General features: G+C 66.5%; 18 protein-coding genes. 12 read left to right on the top strand and 6 right to left on the bottom strand.

Annotated features, from left to right (window positions below; all coding sequences use genetic code 11):
- Positions 1-54 precede the first annotated feature (54 nt).
- Together OEZ60_RS00610 and OEZ60_RS00605 are read left to right on the top strand one after the other, a co-directional pair.
- Positions 55-882: a methyltransferase domain-containing protein gene (locus OEZ60_RS00610; RefSeq protein WP_263332154.1), complete on the top strand. Its 828-nt coding sequence runs from the start codon at positions 55-57 to the stop codon at positions 880-882.
- Entirely contained in the window at positions 879-2,033 is a 1,155-nt protein-coding gene (locus tag OEZ60_RS00605) for a glycosyltransferase family 4 protein (protein WP_263332152.1), read from the top strand. The genes OEZ60_RS00610 and OEZ60_RS00605 overlap by 4 nt, the downstream gene beginning before the upstream one ends.
- 30 nt (positions 2,034-2,063) lie before the next feature.
- On the opposite strand, the gene OEZ60_RS00600 is transcribed toward OEZ60_RS00605, so the two are convergent.
- Both OEZ60_RS00600 and OEZ60_RS00595 read right to left on the bottom strand, forming a co-directional pair.
- Entirely contained in the window at positions 2,064-2,774 is a 711-nt protein-coding gene (locus OEZ60_RS00600) for a methyltransferase domain-containing protein (protein ID WP_263332150.1), read from the bottom strand.
- A gap of 153 nt (positions 2,775-2,927) precedes the next feature.
- On the bottom strand, positions 2,928-4,367 hold the full coding sequence (locus OEZ60_RS00595; protein WP_263332148.1) for a mannose-1-phosphate guanylyltransferase/mannose-6-phosphate isomerase: 1,440 nt from the start codon (positions 4,365-4,367) through the stop codon (positions 2,928-2,930).
- A gap of 194 nt (positions 4,368-4,561) precedes the next feature.
- Here OEZ60_RS00595 and OEZ60_RS00590 point away from each other — a divergent pair, with 194 nt between their 5' ends.
- From OEZ60_RS00590 to OEZ60_RS00560, 7 genes are all read left to right on the top strand, one after another.
- Positions 4,562-5,950, top strand: a complete 1,389-nt coding sequence (locus tag OEZ60_RS00590) for a phosphohexomutase domain-containing protein (protein WP_263332146.1) — start codon at positions 4,562-4,564, stop codon at positions 5,948-5,950.
- Between the two features lie 6 nt (positions 5,951-5,956).
- Entirely contained in the window at positions 5,957-6,244 is a 288-nt protein-coding gene (locus OEZ60_RS00585; protein WP_263332144.1) for a hypothetical protein, read from the top strand.
- A gap of 1 nt (position 6,245) precedes the next feature.
- Positions 6,246-6,479 carry a hypothetical protein gene (locus OEZ60_RS00580; RefSeq protein WP_263332143.1) on the top strand — a complete coding sequence of 78 codons (234 nt, stop codon included), beginning with the start codon at positions 6,246-6,248 and terminating at the stop codon, positions 6,477-6,479.
- 32 nt (positions 6,480-6,511) lie between these two features.
- A complete protein-coding gene (locus OEZ60_RS00575) occupies positions 6,512-6,967 on the top strand; it encodes an imm11 family protein (RefSeq protein ID WP_263332141.1) in 456 nt (151 codons plus the stop codon).
- A 45-nt stretch (positions 6,968-7,012) separates the two neighbouring features.
- Positions 7,013-7,186 (top strand): hypothetical protein, encoded by a 174-nt coding sequence (locus OEZ60_RS00570; RefSeq protein WP_263332139.1) that lies wholly within the window; start codon positions 7,013-7,015, stop codon positions 7,184-7,186.
- Positions 7,183-7,314, top strand: a complete 132-nt coding sequence (locus tag OEZ60_RS00565; protein ID WP_263332137.1) for a hypothetical protein — start codon at positions 7,183-7,185, stop codon at positions 7,312-7,314. The genes OEZ60_RS00570 and OEZ60_RS00565 overlap by 4 nt, the downstream gene beginning before the upstream one ends.
- A gap of 85 nt (positions 7,315-7,399) precedes the next feature.
- Complete coding sequence (locus tag OEZ60_RS00560; RefSeq protein WP_263332135.1) at positions 7,400-7,996, top strand: imm11 family protein; 597 nt, start codon at positions 7,400-7,402, stop codon at positions 7,994-7,996.
- A 3-nt stretch (positions 7,997-7,999) separates the two neighbouring features.
- On the opposite strand, the gene OEZ60_RS00555 is transcribed toward OEZ60_RS00560, so the two are convergent.
- The 4 genes from OEZ60_RS00555 to OEZ60_RS00540 all read right to left on the bottom strand — a co-directional run bounded on the left by OEZ60_RS00555 (position 8,000) and on the right by OEZ60_RS00540 (position 14,296).
- Positions 8,000-8,989, bottom strand: a complete 990-nt coding sequence (locus OEZ60_RS00555; protein ID WP_263332133.1) for a C45 family autoproteolytic acyltransferase/hydolase — start codon at positions 8,987-8,989, stop codon at positions 8,000-8,002.
- A 30-nt stretch (positions 8,990-9,019) separates the two neighbouring features.
- Complete coding sequence (locus OEZ60_RS00550) at positions 9,020-10,480, bottom strand: biotin carboxylase (RefSeq protein ID WP_263332131.1); 1,461 nt, start codon at positions 10,478-10,480, stop codon at positions 9,020-9,022.
- Between the two features lie 15 nt (positions 10,481-10,495).
- Positions 10,496-13,234 (bottom strand): aminotransferase class I/II-fold pyridoxal phosphate-dependent enzyme, encoded by a 2,739-nt coding sequence (locus OEZ60_RS00545; RefSeq protein WP_263332129.1) that lies wholly within the window; start codon positions 13,232-13,234, stop codon positions 10,496-10,498.
- A gap of 69 nt (positions 13,235-13,303) precedes the next feature.
- Positions 13,304-14,296 (bottom strand): carbon-nitrogen hydrolase family protein, encoded by a 993-nt coding sequence (locus tag OEZ60_RS00540; protein ID WP_263332127.1) that lies wholly within the window; start codon positions 14,294-14,296, stop codon positions 13,304-13,306.
- A 278-nt stretch (positions 14,297-14,574) separates the two neighbouring features.
- Between OEZ60_RS00540 and OEZ60_RS00535 the strand changes: the two genes are divergently transcribed.
- The 3 genes from OEZ60_RS00535 (at position 14,575) to OEZ60_RS00525 (ending at position 17,528) form a co-directional block, all read left to right on the top strand.
- On the top strand, positions 14,575-15,810 hold the full coding sequence (locus OEZ60_RS00535; protein WP_263332125.1) for an aromatic ring-hydroxylating oxygenase subunit alpha: 1,236 nt from the start codon (positions 14,575-14,577) through the stop codon (positions 15,808-15,810).
- A 5-nt stretch (positions 15,811-15,815) separates the two neighbouring features.
- Positions 15,816-16,889 carry an FAD-binding oxidoreductase gene (locus OEZ60_RS00530; protein ID WP_290428493.1) on the top strand — a complete coding sequence of 358 codons (1,074 nt, stop codon included), beginning with the start codon at positions 15,816-15,818 and terminating at the stop codon, positions 16,887-16,889.
- Between the two features lie 78 nt (positions 16,890-16,967).
- Positions 16,968-17,528, top strand: a complete 561-nt coding sequence (locus OEZ60_RS00525) for a DUF4202 domain-containing protein (protein WP_263332123.1) — start codon at positions 16,968-16,970, stop codon at positions 17,526-17,528.
- The last annotated feature ends 192 nt before the right edge of the window (positions 17,529-17,720 follow it).

Raw genomic sequence — 17,720 nt, 5'->3', positions numbered from 1 at the left:
AGAAAAAAAAGATTATGCCCGGCTAGACCCTTAGAGGGCGCAGCAAAAGGATTCATGGTGATCATTGGCGCGCAGCTGGCGGGTATTGTTCGGGGCGTTGCAACAAAGCTTCTCCCTGACGACCTGCGCAAATGGATCCGGAAACAGCAGCGCCTGCTCAAGCTGCAATCGGTGCCGGTCGGCACGGTGGATTTCGGCGGCCTCCGGCGGCTCACCCCGATCAGCCCGATCTTCGGCATCGACCGCGACCTGATCTCGGTCGAACGCTATTACATCGAGCATTTCCTCAAGCGCCACGAGGCCGACATCCAGGGCCGCGTGCTCGAGATGGGCGAGCCGCTCTATACCGAGAAGTTCGGGGGCGCGAAGGTCACGCGGAGCGACGTGCTGAACTATGTCGAGGGCAACCCGAAGGCGACGATCGTCGCCGATCTCTGCGACGCGCCACACATCCTCGACGACACGTTCGACTGCATAGTGATAACCCAGACCCTGCAGATGATCTTCGAGGTCGACAAGGCGATCGCGACACTGCACCGGATCCTCAAGCCCGGCGGGGTCGTGCTCGCCACCTCGCACGGCATCACAAAGGTCGCCCGGCGCGAGGGCGTCGACGACTGGGGCGAGTACTGGCACTTCACCACCCAGTCGAGCCGCCGCCTCTTCGGCGACGTCTTCGGCCGCGAGAACATCGCGGTCGAGCCCTACGGCAACGTCCTGACCACGATCGCCTCGCTGCACGGCCTCGCCGCGCGCGAGCTCGACTCCGAGGAGCTCGACCACAACGATCCGGACTTCGAGCTTCTGGTCATGATCCGCGCCGTCAAGGCCGCGGATGCCGCCGATGCGGCAGCGAGTCCGGGCGGCACGAAAGCGCCGTGACCGGACCGGCGCAAACCGACCGGCCGATGCGGATCCTGCAGATCGGCACCCAGTTCGGGGTCGGCGGCATTGCCCGGCATGTCATCGATCTCACGCATTGGCTGCGCGGCGCCGGGCACACGGTCCATTTCGCCGGCGAACCCGGCGCCCTGCTCGACGCCAGCAAGGACGACCAGTTCCACGCGCTGCCGCTGGCCGGGGTCTCCGCACTGGGCGGCTCGGTTCCGGCGCGGATACGCAACCTCCTGCGCTGCGTCCCGCGGCTGCGGCGCCTGATCCGTGCCCATCCGGTGGACGTGATCCATTGCCATGAAAGCGCGCCAGCCCTCGTCACGAGCCTCGCCGTGATCGGCACCGGAATTCCGGTCGTGGTCACCTACCACGGCTCCGAACCCGAACGCATCCGCAGCTTCGGCCGCATCTGCCGGCTCGGCGCCGAGGTCGTGGTCACGCCCAGCCACCTTTGCGCCGGGCAGCTCCACGAGATCGGCGGCATTCCCGCCGACCGCCTCCGCGTCGTCGGTCTCGGCGTCAAGCCCGCCCCAGAGACCGACGCCGAAGAGGTCGCCGCGCTGCGCCGCGACCTCCTCGGCGCCGACGGCGAACTGCTCGTCCTCTCGCTTTCGCGCGCCTCCTACCAAAAGGGGCTCGACATCCTCATCGAGGTCGCGATGGAGGTGGCCAGGCACCGGGGCGACATCCGCTTCGTCGTGGCCGGTGCCGGGCCGCTGCTGGAGAACCTCCGGGCCGCGGCCCGCGCCAAGGGGGCCGAGCGCCATGTGCGCTTCATCGGCGCGACGCACCGGCCCTACCTCCATCTCCTTGCCTCGGACATCTACCTCCTGACCTCGCGCTGGGAGGCGCTGCCGATCTCGATCGTCGAGGCATTCCGCGCCGGCGTTCCGGTGATCGCCTCCGACACCGGCGGCGTCCGCGAACTGGTCGACACCGATGTCGGCGCTGTCGTCCCGGTCGGCGACGTGGCGGCCTGCGCCAGCGAGATCCTGCGGCTCGCCGGCGATCCCGGCTTGCGCGCCGCGATGGCCGCCGCAGCGTTCGAACGGAGCCGCGAGGACCGCTTCACGCCCGACTTCATCCACCGCCAGTTCGAAAAGCTCTACCGCGACCTCGCAGCCAAGCGGACGGGCTAGCCGCCGCTCCGGCTCCGCGCGCTGCACCGGTCACTTGATCGCGAGGAACCCCTCGAAGCAGAGGTATTTCTGCACCGTTGTGATGTCGACGAACCCCGCCCGCGTCATCAGGTCGAGGTTTCCTTGTGTCGAGAAAGGCTCGAGAATGCCCTTCAGGCTGCGCGCCTTCGAGACGATCTCGTCGCCGGTGAAGCCGTTGCGCAGCTTGAAGTCGGCATAGAGCGTGGTGAGGATGTCCTGGAACCGCGCATCCGGCGCGCGGACCTTTTCAAACATGATCAGCGCCCCGCCCCAGTGCAGCGCCTCGTAGAGCTTGTCGATGAGCTGCTGGCGGTCGCGCGGCGGGATGAACTGCATCGTGTAGTAGGACACGATCAGATCTGCCTTCTGGTAGTCGAAGAGCCGCGCGTCCTCGTGCAGAAGCTCGATATTCGCGATCCCGGCGCAATGGTCGCGCGCCTTGTCGATCATCGGCCCGACCGGATCGATGCCGATCCACTTGGCCCCGGTCTTGGCCTGGTTGTGCACCGCGAGCTTCTTCAGAAGCTCGCCCGTCGAGGTGCCGATCTCGTAACAGGTCGAGACGTCGGAGACGAAGAAGTCGCTGAGCTGGCAGACGAGGTCATGGCCCTCGTCATAGAGCGGGACAGACTGGCGGATATGCTCGACGAAGGTGTCGGCGGTCTTGCCGTCGAAGGTCCAGCCGGCATTCCCGGCTTCGATCTTGTGGCCGACACCCATGTTTAACCCCGCGTTCCGCTCACCCGTTACCCGCCGATGCACGTTCCCGCACATCGGAACATCAACGGATGATCACCCGGAACACGCGGAAAATCAACGTTCCGTCATGATCCCGGCCGTGCGCGCCCGGCCCGGCAGACCTCGCGGCCGGGCTCAGACCCGCCCGAACGCATCCTCCATGCGTTCGATATCGTCCTCGCCGAGATAGTCGCCAGTCTGGACCTCGATCAGTTCGAGCGGCCCCTCCGCCGGGTTGGCGAGCCGGTGCACCGCGCCGATGGCGACATAGGTGCTCTCGTTCTCGCGCAGGATAAAGACCTTGCCTTCGAGCGTGACCTCGGCGGTGCCGCGCACCACGACCCAGTGCTCGGCGCGGTAGCGGTGGCGTTGCAGGCTGAGCATCGCGCCCGGCTTCACCACGATGCGCTTGACGCGGAACCTTTCGCCAAGATCGGTGGTCTGGAACCAGCCCCAGGGCCGGTGGGTGCGGGCATGTTCGGTCGCTTCCGGCCGCCGCCGCTCGGTCAGCGCGCCGACGAGTGCCTTGACGTCCTGCGCCCGCTCTCGCGGCGCGACCATCACCGCGTCCGGCGTCTCGACGATCGCGAGCCCCTCGACCCCGAGCGCACAGACCAGACGCCCCTCGGAATGGATCATGTTGCCGCGCGCGTCGATGGCGAGCCCCGCGCCGCGGATCGCGTTGCCGTCGCCGTCCTTCTCGGCCGCGGCCCAGACCGCGTTCCAGTCGCCGAGATCGGACCAGCGAAACCCGGCCGGCACCACATGGGCGTCCCGCGTGCACTCCATGAAGCCGTGATCGAAGGAGATCGCACGGATGTCGGCGAAGTCAGACCCCGGCACGAGGAACCCGTGCTCGCGGCGGAGCCCGCCCACCGCGCGCCCGACCGCCGCCACCGCCTGCGGATCGACCGTCTCCATTGCCGCGACCAGCCAGCCGGCGCGGAAGCAGAAGATGCCGGCGTTCCACAGGCAACCCTCGGCGATGAGACGCCGCGCGAGCGGTTCCTCTGGCTTCTCGACGAACTTCGCGACCGAAAAACAGCCCGCCCCGCTCGCATGGCCCGGCCGGACATAGCCATAAGCGGTCGAGGGCGCGTCCGGCACGATGCCGATCACCGCGACGCCCGCCTCCCCGACCCGCGCCGCCGCCATCGCGACCGCGCTACGGAACGCATCCCCGTCGCGGATCAGATGGTCCGAGGGAACCACCGCCACGACCGCATCCGGATCGTCGCGGGCGATGATCGCCGCCGCGAGCAGCACCGCCGCCAGCGTGTCGCGCCGCTCCGGCTCGACCACGATCCGCGCGCCGGGCACGATCGCCTCGACCTGATCGCGCAAGGTGAACCGCTGCGGCGCGGAGCCGACGACCACGGGTGCGGCGAAGCCGGGGCCCATGACCCGCCGGAGCGTGATCTGCAACAGCGTCTCGCCATCCTGCATCGCGAGAAGCTGCTTGGCCATGCCGGCGCGCGAGACCGGCCAGAGCCGCGTCCCGGTTCCGCCGCAGAGCACGACCGGGATGATCGTCTCGCGCCGGGCGGCGAACCCCTCGAACCCGCCGTCCATCATCGCGCCGCACCGCCGCCGATGCCGCGATCCGCCTGTCCGCACGTTCCTCTCGTGGCCATTTCCCGCGTCCTCCCCGCAACCGCAGGCACCAAGCGCCTTTCCCTAGAGTTGCGGCGAATTTCTTAATTTTTCCTTTACCTTGACGTGAGATCGCTTTCGGAGGACGCTAGGGTAGATGGCGAGGTGGGAAGGCTATGACCATCGGTTTTGGCACCAGCGGGCTCCGCGGGCCGGTGGCGGACCTGACAGACGCGATCTGTGCCGCCAATGCGCGCGCCTTTCTCCAGGCGGTGCCGCATAGCGGCCTTCTGATGCTCGCGCGCGACCTGCGCCCCTCCTCGCCGCGCATCTCCGCGGCAGTCGCGGCCGGCGCGGCGAGCCTCGGTGTCGCGGTCCGCGACTGCGGCACGCTGCCGACACCGGCGCTGGCACTCGCCGCGATGGCCGCGGGCGTGCCGGCGATCATGGTCACCGGCAGCCATATCCCCGCCGACCGCAACGGGCTCAAGTTCTTCACCGCGCGGGGAGAGATCACCAAGGCCGACGAGACCGCGATCCGCGCCGCCCTGCGCCCGCCGCCGCCGATGCGGCCCGTCTGTCCCGAGACCGACGCCGCCGCCGGCGCCGGCTATCTCGCCCGCTACGGATCCGCCTTCGCGCGCGACACGCTCGCCGGGATGCGCCTCGGCCTCTATGAGCACAGCTCGGTTGCCCGCGACCTCCTCGCCGGACTTCTCGCCGCGCTCGGCGCCGAGGTCGTGCCGCTCGGCCGCAGCACGACCTTCGTGCCGCTCGACACCGAGGCGATCGACACTTGCACCGCGGCGCGCCTCGCCGGCTGGGCCGCCACGCTCGGACTCGACGCGATCGTCTCCACCGACGGCGACGGCGACCGCCCGCTCGTCGCCGACGCGGCCGGGCACGTCATAGCCGGCGACATTCTCGGCACGCTCACCGCCGCGGCGCTCGGCGCCGACATCGTCGTGACGCCGGTCACCTCGAACTCGCTGATCGAGACCTCGGGCCGCTTCGCGCGCACCCGCCGCACCCGCATCGGCTCGCCCCATGTCATCGCCGCGATGGCCGAGGCGATGGCGCGGCCCGGCCCCCGGGTCGCGGGCTTCGAGGCCAACGGCGGCTTCCTCCTCGGCTACACCGCCGAAACCCCGGCGGGGCGGATCGCGCCGCTGATGACCCGCGACGCGGTGCTGCCGATCCTCGTGCCGCTGGCCGAGGCGGCGCGGCGCCGGCTCCCGCTCTCCGCCCTCGTCGCCGAACTGCCCGGCCGCCGCACCGCGAGCGACCGGCTCGCCGGCATCGCCCCGGCGCAGGGAGAGGCGCTCATCCAGCGCCTCGTGGACGACCCCGCAGCCCGCGCCCGGTTCTTCGCCGCCGCCGGACCGGAGGCCGCGATCGACCTCACCGACGGGCTGCGCCTGCGCTTCACGAGCGGCGCCGTCGCGCATCTGCGCCCCTCCGGCAACGCCCCGGAGTTCCGCTGCTACGCCGAGGCCGAGGACCAGGAGGCCGCCGACCACCTGCTCGGCACCACCCTCGACGCCACGCGCCGCGCCCTTGGTTGAGCGCGAATGAACGCCCCCCGGCGCGATCCCCGCGCCGCCGCCCCCATCCGCGACCAGATCAAGGCGGGCACCTTCCCGGTGCGCCTCAAGCCCGGGGACTGGCAGCCGGGCGGCGTCAACCGGCTTCTCGACATCATCGCGCGGAACCGCGAAACGACGGGCCGGGTCATCGCCAATGCCAAGCAGATGGCGAAGAAGGGGAACCTGAGGCTCCATCCGAACGTGACGCGCCTCGTGGACGCCGAGGTGCTGAAGAAGATGGGGTCCGAGAAGGCGGGCGGGCCGGAGCAATGATATGACCGGGCTGATGACCCGCAGGGCGGTGGCGGTCGGGGCGACGGCCGCGATGTTGGGCGGCGGCGTCCAGGCAGAGGGCGCGGAAGAGCGAAAGGTTGAAGGAATGGTCTATCACATCTCGGGCGGCAAATACGTCACCGACTATCTCGGCTCGCAGACCTACTACGATGCGCTGGACGGGGACTTCGACAAGGTCGAGATCGTCGATCCGACGCCGGATGGGGGGGGCTGATCACCCGGCGTGGCCTGAAAAGCGGCCGCCCGATGAAGCCCGACCACAGGCCGACCAAACTGCAGCGGATCGGCCGCGGCCTCGATATCTCCCCGCTGCTCGATGTGGACAGCTATACGAGCTGCCTGCTCGTCAACCAGACCTTCAAGGACATCCTCGAGGAGCTGGAGCCCGGCGTGCATCAGTTCTTTCCGATGGAGATCTTCATCAAGGACGAGAAGGTCGGCGACCGCTACTGGCTGAACATCTGCAACCGGCTGGATACCTATCACCCCACGCTGACCTACCCGCGCAACGAGCGAGGGTTCTTCGAACCAGTGAAAGGTGAGCCGTTCTCCGTCGTTTTCTCCGTTGATGCGATCGGGAACCATCACGCCTGGCACGACAAGTTTGGGCAGGGCACGTACATCTCCGACACCTTCGCCGAGAGACTGCAGGCGGCCGTGTTAAGTGGGCTGCATTTCAGCGAACCGAAGCCGCAGCAGTAGCGCGCACATGCCGCAGTAACGATTTCACAAAGGGTATTGGATCAGATGGCATTTGACAGCGGTGACAACCGGATCGTGCGCCCCGACATGGGGGCTCTGCCCGGTTTCGTGGGCCAGAAGGGATTTCAGGGCGCGCATGTGCTGGGCGAAGTCACGCTCGGCGGGCGGTCGGTTCCCCAGAAGATGGGGGCGACCAGCGGAGGAGTTGCCACACAATGACCTGCTATTTGGGAGACCAAGCGCTCGGGCACACGAACCTCTGTTTCGACGTTCTCGATGGCGGCATGAAGAAGGTCGAGAACGAGGACCGCAGCATCAAAGGAGAGTTGAAATGGCCTGGTGTGTGATCGATCCGCTCAGGGATGGCCTGTGCTGCCCGACCGCGTCCTTCTGGGGCTTCGAGGAGAGCCTGACCAAGTACACCGCGAGGAAATGACCGAGGAGGAGCGCGCGCGCATCTTCCCCCAGCACGCTGGTGCGTACATTTCGACCGTATCGCGAAAGTTCCGTCATGAAATCGGCACCACATTCGACCACCGGGTGATCGAACCGCTGGCGCCGCACGAATTCCCGACCGAGTTGAGGCTGGAAAGAACCTACGGCGGTCTCGGCGACTGGCTGCTTCTGGATTACGGGGTGATGGCGGTCGAGGAGGGCCTGAAGGCGCTGATCGAGGAACTGGATCCCGGCGCGCACCGGTTCTGGCCCCTGCGGATCACGACGCGCAAGGGGCAGGACGTCCCCGGCCGCTATCACGGCATGGTCATCGACCGGTTCCTGGAGGCGTTCCGGCCGGAGGAAACGAGCACGAAGGCATTTGAAGGCGAAGACTACTACTCCATTCGCGGCGTCTGGAGCAAAGCCAAATACACCTCTCTGGTCATGTCGAAAGCCGCGATCGGCGATGCGCATGTCTGGCGCGAGCGCAAGCTGACCGATCCCAACATCTTCATCTCGGACGCGCTCATGGCCGCGATCGACGCGGCGGGGATGAAGATCCTGCCCCATTACCAGACGAAAACCGTCTGATGCCTAGATCACCCGGTAGCCGTGATCCGGCGTGTAGATCGCGCGCGCGTCCTCGACGAAATCGTTTATGTCGAAGGCCCATGACGCCTGCGGCCAGCGCAGCTCCATCTGGCCGAGCCGCGGCCGGTAGACCGCCGTGTAGAGCGTGCCGAAGCCGAGCGAATAGGCGGTCGAGTAGAGCGGCGGGCGCAGGAATGCCGAGATGAACTTCTCCTGCGGCTCGACATGGAGCGTGAGCCGCTGCAGGAGGAACCGCTCGCGCTGCACGGTCGCGGTCATCCGCGCGTGGCTCATCCATTCCACCGTCTTCTGGTGGTTGGTGGCCACCGCCGCATGGGTGAGCTGCGCCGGCCGGTCGGGCGCCATCAGCGCGGTGAGGAAGCGGCGCTTGGCGTCGAGCACGGTGACGTTGTAGCTCATGTGCGTCGGCACGCGGGCGAGCACCCTACCCGCCTCCTCGGCGGTTTCGCAGGTCTGCAGCACATAGCGCAGGATCAGCGGCACGCCGAAGCCTTCGCCGACGATCCGCCGTCCGCCGAAGGTGAGCGAGACCGCGAGCCCGGCATCGTTCATGCCGTCGACGAGCCCCCAGAGCCCGTCGCTGGTGCCGAGCACCGTACGGCCAAGCCAACCGGTCCGAAGCATGAGCCGGTCGAAGGCACGCGGGCTGTAGTCGTAATTCCGGACCAGGACCGGTTCACGTCCCGGCCAGATCGCCTGCGAACAGCCCGAAAGGTAGGGCGGCGGCCTCCAGAACGACAGGAATCGCGCCGCTTGGTCGCCGCCGCCGGCAAGCTCGCAGAGCCGCTCGTAGAGCGGCACCAGCTCGGGCATGTGGTCCTTCAGCGCCCTCTTGCTCTCCCAGTAGGGCGGGCGCGGCTCCTCGCCCTCCCGCAGCCACCAGCGGTGGTAGTCGGGCCAATACTCGTGAAAGAGCGCGGCCCATTTCGGGCCGGGCTCGGTCTCGTCGATGGCGCGCCAGAGAAAGTCCATACCGGGAGGACCGGCCCATCCGGGCCGGCGCTACATGATCTTGAAGGCCGGGTCGGCGAAGGCCGGCCCTGCCTGCACCGCCTCGAACGGCTTGGCGGCGAAGCCCTGCTTGATGCCGTGGATCCACTTCTTCGCCCGTTCGTTGAGCTTGAACCCATTGGTCATCGAGCGGCCGCGCGTGACGAGGATGCCAAGGTCCGCGCCCTCGTAGCGGAAATCGCCGGGGCGCAGGATCCTGAGGAAGAAAGCCTCGTTCTCGCTCTCGACCGCGCGGCGGTGATAGTCGAAGCGGTCATAGACGACGCGGCCGTCCTCCAGCATCCGGTAGATCCCGGTCTGCGGCGCATGAGTGACGATGTCGACGCTGTCGTCGGTATGCTTGATCACCATCTGGCTCCACGAGTCGATCATCTCGGCATCGGCCCAACGAGCATTCAGCGCCTCGACGTCGAGGTGGAACTTCTTCTTCGAGAACTCCAGCAGGTGGAACAGGAACAAGGGCGCGTCGGCATGGGCGAAGGCCGCGTGGTTGGTCATCGACGAGGCGCCGGTGATGCGCGGGTTGAGTTCGCCGAGCCAGATCTCGCCGGTCTTCTTGTCGATGAGGAAATCGAGCTCGAAATAGCCGCGATAGCCCTCCTTCCGAAGCTGCTCGCCGAACTGGAAGGTCAGCTCCCGCGCCCGCTGCCGGGTCTTCGGCGGGAAGGCGGTGGAGAAGATCTCGTTGCCGCACCAGCCGCCGCGATAGGGGGTCAGCTCCTTGAAGCCGACAAGCTCGGTCATCAGGGGTCCGACGATCGTGCCCTCCTTCGTCGCACAGGCCTCGATCGCCGAGCCGCGGCAGTCGATCCGCTTCATGATCTTGATCTCGCCCTCGCCGACGATCTCGTGCTCGTGGCGGCGGAAATCGGCCTCGGACTTGATGAAGAAGGTGGTGTGGCCGCTATCGCCGAAGGCCGATTGCAGCACAAGGTCATGGCCGAGCCCGGCCTTGTCGCAGATCTTCTTCAGATGCTCGTAGCTTTTCACCTCGGAAAGCGTGTTCGGCACCGAGGGCACCCCGGCCTTGTTGCCGATCCTCACCGTCTCGATCTTGTTGTCGCACTTCGTGCGCAGCTTCGCCTTCGGGAACCAGACCTCGGCGCCAAGCTCCTTCGATAACCGCTCGGTCTCCTCGTCGAACATCAGGAAGACGAACTTCGGCTTGCCGCCGCGCCGCTTGATGAGGTCGATCACCTCCTTGTGCTGCAGAAGGTAGTTGTTGATCTCCTCGATCGACTGGAACTCGGCATGCGGCTGCTCGGAGGGGCAGAAGACGTTCGGGTGGCGGCCATCATAGCAGTCGATATAACATATGTATTTGAAATTCTTGCACCATTCGTCGATGCCCAGCAGGTTGAAATTGGTTGCCGAGATGAAATAGACCGGATCCTCGTTGCGGTGAAAATGCCGGCGGATCTCGGAAATGTTCTGCAGTTCTCTGGTCGCCATCTGTCTCTCCCCTGTTTATTCCGCCGCTTTCGGCAGCTTGTTTTTCACCAGATTGTCGAGCGCCTCTTCGGTGAAGACGCGAAGCCCGAGGTCGGGCCGGTAGCCGTGGATCTCGTTGACGTCGAGCGCACGCATGAAGGCGAGGATCTCCTCGCTGACCACCTGCCCCGGCACCAGGATCGGAAAGCCCGGCGGATAGGGGATGATAAACGAGGCCGAAACCACCTCGCGCCCCGATTTCATCGCCTGCCGGATCGAGCCGTCGAGCGCGAGGTAGTCGCAGTTGTTCTCGTCGTAACTGAGGAAGAAGGCGGTGCGGATGTCGCCCTCGGTGGTGCTCTGGTCGCTGCGGAAGGCGTCGTGGAAACGCGAGAAGTCCGGCAGGGGCGGCAGGTCAACCATCAGCGCCTTGACCCGGTGCTCGAAGGCCAGCCGCTCCATCTTCGAGGCATCGTCGAGCCGCTCGTCAAGCTCGTTGGCGATCTCGACCAGCACCTCGATGAGATAGGCGACCGAGGACCGCGTCGTGCCGATATTGGTCATGAAGAGGACCGTGTTGCGCGAGGTCTTGTTGATCTGGATCCCGTACTTGTCCATCAGGATCTTGGTCTTGAACGTGTCGCCGTCCCAGCCGGTCCCGCCGACCGCGAGCGTCACCCGCGTCGCGTCGAGAACGAACTCGTCGCGCTCCCAGCATTCCCAGATATCGGTCCATCCCTGATGGGGATCGTAGTAGCTCTCGACGCCGCTCTCGCGATACTCGGCCGGGATCATGTCGCCCGCAGCCAGCACCTTGAAGTACTTCTGCAACAGTGGATGGGTCGCGATCGCCTTGCGCATCGACATCGCCGCCTCGACCTGGCGCTGGACGAACTCGAACCCTTCAAGCTCGACCTGCCGCCGCCCGACATCGAGCGAGGCAATGATCTGGTAGTTCGGGCTCGTGGAGGTATGGGTCATGTAGGCTTCGCGGAAGCTCTGCTCGACCTCGCCCTTGAAGTCCTGGTCGTTGACATGGATCATTGAGCCCTGCCGGAGCGAGGTCAGCGTCTTGTGGGTCGACTGGGTCGCATAGACACGCACCCGCGCCTCCGGCGGCGCCACGAGCCGGGTCTTGAGGAGCGTCGCCTCGTCGGCGTCCTTCAGCTTCTCCTGTTGCTTTTCCCAGGCCTTGGCCTGTTCGGGGCTCCTGAGCTTCTCGCGCAGGTTGTTCGCGGCGTTCATCGCGGTGCGCTGGCGGTAGGTCGGGCCGAAACGGGCGAAGGCGAACCACGCCTCGTCCCAGAGGAAGATCAGGTCGGGCTTGATGGCGAGGCATTCCTCCATCACCCGCTCGACATTGTAGACGATGCCGTCGAAGGTGCAGTTCGTGAGCAGGAGCATCCGAACCTGGTCGAGCTTGCCCGCGGCCTTCAGCTTCAGGAGCTGGTGCTTGACCTCCTTCAGCGGCACCGCGCCGTACATCGAGTAGTCGTTCAAGGGATAGCTGTCGAGGTAGACGACCTGCGCGCCCGCGAGCACCATGCCGTAATGGTGCGACTTGTGGCAGTCGCGGTCGATCAGCACGATGTCGCCCGGCCGCATCAGCGCCTGCACCACGATCTTGTTGCAGGTCGAGGTGCCGTTCGTGGCAAAGAAGGTCTGCTTCGCGCCGAATGCCCGCGCCGCGAGTTCCTGCGCCTTCTTGATCGGCCCGTGCGGCTCAAGAAGGCTGTCGAGCCCCCCGCTCGTCGCCGATGTCTCGGCGAGGAAGATGTTCGGCCCGTAGAACGCCCCCATGTCCTGGATCCAGTGCGAGCGCGAGATCGACTTGCCGCGGCTGATCGGCATGGCGTGGAAGACGCCCGTCGGCTGCTTGGAATACTCCACCAGCGCGGTGAAGAACGGCGTCTTGTAGCGCGACTGCACGCCCCGGAGGATGTTGAGATGCAGTTCGAGGAAGTCCTCCTGATTGTAGAACACCCGCCGGCAGATACCGAGATCGAGCCCGGCGATCTCCTCGACCGAGCGCTCTGTGACGAGATACGCGTCGAGCTCGGGCCGCACTTTCGCGATGAGCCGACAGAGCTCGGGCCCGTAATCCTCTGCCTTCAGCGACTCGATCCCCTCCGCGCCGCCGGCGCGGTTCAGGTAGCGTTTCAGGATCGGCAGATCGGTCTTCGACTTCAGGGTCAGCCCCGGCCGCACCACGACCGCCTGGACGTTGTGGTTGAAGAGGATGCCGATCAGCGCGTCCTCCAGGCTCGGCACGACCACGGTCTCGTAGACGAACGGGTCCTCCGGCCGCCGCATCCGCTGGACGTTGTTCCTAAGCCAGCGTTCCTGATGCTCGTTCAGGTCGTCGACGATCATCACCTCGAAATAGTGCCGCGCCAGAGCCCGCGCCTCGGGCGAGAGCATCGCCTCGTCCTCGTGATCCTCGGCATCGGCACTGTCGCGGTCGAGTGGGATGTGGCGGCGGCGATAGGCGCCGGTGGCCAGCGCCCGCGCCGCTCGGTGGGTGCCGAAGGCAAGATCGTCGAGATTGCCGTGCTCGAACTGCCGCCGGAGATGGTCGAAGGCCTGTACGCCCGGAAAGGCCCAGTAGGTCTCGACCAGCGCCAGCGCGTCGAAGAGCCGTTCGATCTCCTTGCGCAGGGCGTCCGCCTTGCGGCCCGAGGGGTCGCGCGCCAGCGCGGCGGTGGCCGCGCGCAACGCGCTCCACCGGTCCGAGCGGAGCTGGATCGCCGAATAGTAGTCGTTGACCGATTGCATGGCCTCGTCCCCGTTTTATACGGCGACCGAGGATTTGCGGGTCAGCGCGCGCTCGGCAGACCCGAGCGCTCAGCCGCTCGCTGATTTGTCCGCCAGTGGTGGCGGAAGGTCCTCCGCATCCGATCTCGCCGAATGGAAGGCCAGATTGTGAACAGCATGCGACATTGTGTGAGCGCTCACAACCGGTATTTCCAGCCCGAGCCGCGAGCCCTGACGCGGCATCTCCAGAGGCCCGAGGGTCTTGAGATAGGCATCCGCTCCGCTCGTCCGGTCGTAGACGCTGAACTCCGCCGAGCGGTCGCGGAAGCTCTTCAGCACCTGGCCCAGGCCCTTGATCCCGGTCTCGCGCTGACGCCGGACCTGATCGAGATCGACCTCGATCGGGAACATGTCCTCCTGTCCGCCCGACTGGTGCAGCACCGTCGCCGCCGGATCGACGACGAGCGAACGCCCGACGCCGCCGGCGCTCAAGCCGTTCACGTCGATGACGTAGCACTGGAACTGCGCCGCCGTCGCCCGCGCGATCGCCAGTTCCGCGTCGCGGTCGGTGGTGCCGGTCAGCACCGGGTGCAACAGCACCTCGACCCCGGCCGAGGTGAGCTGGCGCGTCGTCTCCGGGAACCAGATGTCGTAGCAGATCGAGAGCCCGAAGCGGCCGACCTCGGGCACGTCGAAGACGCAGAACTCGGTTCCGGCCTCGACTTCCGATTCATAAGGTCTGAACGGGAACATCTTGCGGTAGCGGCTGACCACATGGCCCGTCGGGTCGATGACAGCGGAAGTGTTGTAGATCCGCCCGTCTTCGGCCTTCTCGAACATCGAGCCGGGGATCAGCCAGACCTTGTAGCGCCGTGCCGCGGCGCGGAACTGGTCGAGCGCCTCGTTCTCGAAGGGCTGCGCGAAGCGCGGCAGCGGGCCGTAGGGCGCCAGCTCCGAGAAGAGCACCATCTGGGTCCAGGGGAAGCGCGCCATCAGGATATCGAGGCGATGGATCATGCCTTCAACGTTGGAGTTGAGCGCGCTGACATGCATCTGCACGCCGGCAATGGCGAAAGGGGTCATATCCGTATCTCCGTCGGCCGTCCGCCCCGCGAGGCAGGACAGGCCTTAGTCCGTTCGTCGCTCTCCATAGCGGCAAATCGACGGCACGGAAACCAGATCGCGCAAAAGTGTGGCGCGGCCGCCGCACCGGCCGGGCGGGACCGCGCGGCGGCGGCCGTTTCCACAGCGTCAATTATCGGTGGCAAAATGTCGCTTTCGACGCTCCACCTCTGTCGTTTTCGGCTCATAAGCGCCCGGCATTCCACCCACGGCCGCCGGCCGCCTCAAGGACCCCGCCCATGCTTCGCGATTCCGACATCCTCTCGCAGCTACTCTCGCGCCGCTCGAAGACCTCGCTTGGCCGTGACTTCTACACCGCCCCCGAGGTCTACGACGCCGACATGCGGCTGATCTGGACCCGCGACTGGGTCTACGTCGCCTCCGCGCCCGAGATTGCCAAGCCAGGCAACTTCGTCACCGTCCAGATCGGCGACTATTCGGTGATCGTGGTGCGCGGCAACGACAATGTCGTCCGCGCCTTCCACAATTCCTGCCGCCACCGTGGCAGCCGGATCTGCCAGACCGCCAAGGGCTCGAACCCGAAGCTCGTCTGCCCCTACCACCAGTGGACCTACGAGCTTGACGGCCGCCTCCTCTGGGCGCGCGACATGGGCAAGGACTTCGACGCGTCCAAGCACGGGCTGAAGCCGGTCCATTGCGACATGGCCGCCGGCATGATCTTCATCTGCCTCGCCGAGACCGCGCCCGACTTCGCGCCCGTGAAGGCCGAAGCCGACCGCTACACCGCCAAGCACACGCTCGCGGACCTGAAAGTGGCGCACCAGTCGACGATCATCGAGAAGGGCAACTGGAAGCTCGTGCTGGAGAACAACCGCGAGTGCTACCATTGCTCGGGCTCGCATCCGTCGCTCTGCCGCACCTTCAACGACGACCCGAACCTCGTCGGCGCCGACGACAGCGTCTCCTCGCCCGCCGGCGCGGCCCATGTCGCGCGCTGCGAGGCCGCGGGCCTGCCCTCGAAATACATCATCGACCCCAACGAACAGTGGCGCCTCGTCCGCATCCCCTTCGTAGGCGACGCGGTCAGCTACACGATGGACGGCAAGGCGGCGGTGAAGAAGATGCTGCCCGAGATGCCCTTCGCCAACGCGGGCTCGCTTCTCTTCTTCCACTACCCCAACACCTGGAACCACTTCCTGTCGGATCACGTCCTGAACTTCCGCGTCCTCCCGGTCAGCCCGACCGAGACGCAGGTGACCACCACCTGGCTCGTCCACAAGGACGCGGTCGAGGGCGAGGATTACGACATCCAGCGCCTGACCGAGGTCTGGGAAGCGACCAACGACGAGGACCGCCACGTCGTCGAGCAGAACCAGCTCGGCATCAACTCGCCCGCCTACGAACCCGGCCCCTATTCGGACCTGCAGGAAAGCGGCGTGATCCAGTTCATCGACTGGTATGTCGCGACGCTGCAGAACCGGATGGTCGGCCGCAAAGTCATCGCTGCGGAGTAACGCCCATGATCCCGATGCCGCGCGAAAACACGCCGCTCTGGAATGACAGCGAACCCCTGGAATGCGTGATGGTCATTCCCGAGGCGCCGAACGTGAAGACATTCTCGTTCCGGCCGCCCTCGGGGGGCACGTTCCTGTTCCGGGCCGGCCAGTTCCTTACGCTGGAACTGCCGGCGCCGGGCGGCACGGTGTGGCGGACCTTCACCATCTCTTCGAGCCCGACCTCGAACGCCTATGTGACGATCACCGCCAAAATGCAGCCCGACAGCGTCGGCGTGCGCTGGATGTTCGAACACCTTCAGCCGGGCATGCGGATCAACGTCAAGGGGCCGGGCGGCGTCTTCCACCTGCCGCGCCAGCCGGACGGCAAGTACCTCTTCATCTCGGCCGGTACCGGCGTGACGCCGATGATGTCGATGGCCTCGTTCCTCTTCGAACGCGGCGAGGATCCCGACATCAGCTTCGTCACCTGCGCCAAGCGCCCGTCGGACATCGTGTTCCGCAAGCGGCTGGAATACATGGCGAGCCGGGTGCAGGGCCTCAGGCTCAACTTCGTCGTGGAGCACGAGGAACCCTACGAGGTCTGGACCGGCTATCGCGGCTACTTCAACCAGCTCATGCTCGGCCTTATGGCGCCCGATTACCTCGAGCGCGACGTCTATTGCTGCGGCCCCGAGGGCTTCATGCAGTCGGTGCGCGACATGCTCCACGCGCTCGGCTACGACATGTCGCGCTACCACCAGGAGACGTTCCAGGCCCCGGTGCTCCGGGTCGAGGACATCGAGATCCCCGACGACGTGGTGCCGCAGGAAACCGCGAAGGCCGAGATCGCCTTCGTCAATTCCGAGGTCGTCTCCACCTGCGCCGAAACCGACACGATCCTCGCGGTCGCGAAATCCTCGGGGCTCAACATCCCCTCGGGCTGCAATATCGGCGTCTGCGGCACCTGCAAGGTCAAGACCCGCTCGGGCCAGGTCCACATGGTCCACAACGGCGGCATCAGCGAGGAGGACGTCGAGGCGGGCTATGTGCTGGCCTGCTGCTCGCACGCGATCGGCCGCGTCGAGGTCGAGATCTGACCCCCGGCCCCGGGCGCGGCTTGACCGCGCCCGGCGGCTTTGCGACGGTGCGTCCTGCCCCCCGCATGAAGGACCGCCATGACCCGCCTCGCCACCACCCTCGCCGCCATCGACGCCGCCAATAGTGCGGACCCCGACCGTCACGAGGGCGCGCCGGCCGCGCGGCTCTACGGCGAGCGCATGACGGCGGAACTGGAGCGACTCTTTCCCGAGGCCTCGGATGCGCTCCGCATCGCCGCACGCGGCCAGCACATCGAACGCTGGACCTCGCCGCGTTCCGACTATCCCGAGGGCCGCGAGGGCTATCTCACCTGGCGCCGCGACCTCGCTGCCTTCCATGCCCGCCGCGTCGGCGAGATCATGGCCGAAGCGGGCTATGACGACGCCACGATCGCCCATGTCGGCACGATGCTGCGCAAGGAGGGCATCAAGCGCGATGCCGATGTGCAGGCGCTCGAGGACGTGATCTGCTTCACCTTCCTGCGCTGGTACTTCTCCCCCTTCGCCGAGGGCCGCGATGCGGGCGAGCTTGAACGCATCGTCGCCAAGACCGCGCGCAAGATGTCCGCAGAGGCCCGCGCCCGGGCGCTCGCGGAGTTCGACCTGCCGGAGCCCTTCGCCGCCGCCTTCCGAGCGTAACCGCCTGACTTCCCTGACGAGTCCGGGCCGCCGATCCGCCCGATCCCGGACGAGACTCACCCCGCAATCGACGGTTGCGGCCTCCCCCCGATACCCGCCTGAAGCCGTTTCCGTATCGGCAATCGTGACCTATCGCGCACAGCGACTGTTGCCGAATTGACCCGCATTCCGGCGGCTTTCCGCGCTGCGGCT

Origin of the sequence: Albidovulum salinarum (genome assembly GCF_025673475.1) — a bacterium.
GTDB lineage: Bacteria > Pseudomonadota > Alphaproteobacteria > Rhodobacterales > Rhodobacteraceae > Albidovulum > Albidovulum salinarum.
This window is presented reverse-complemented; position numbering and strand designations above follow the sequence as displayed.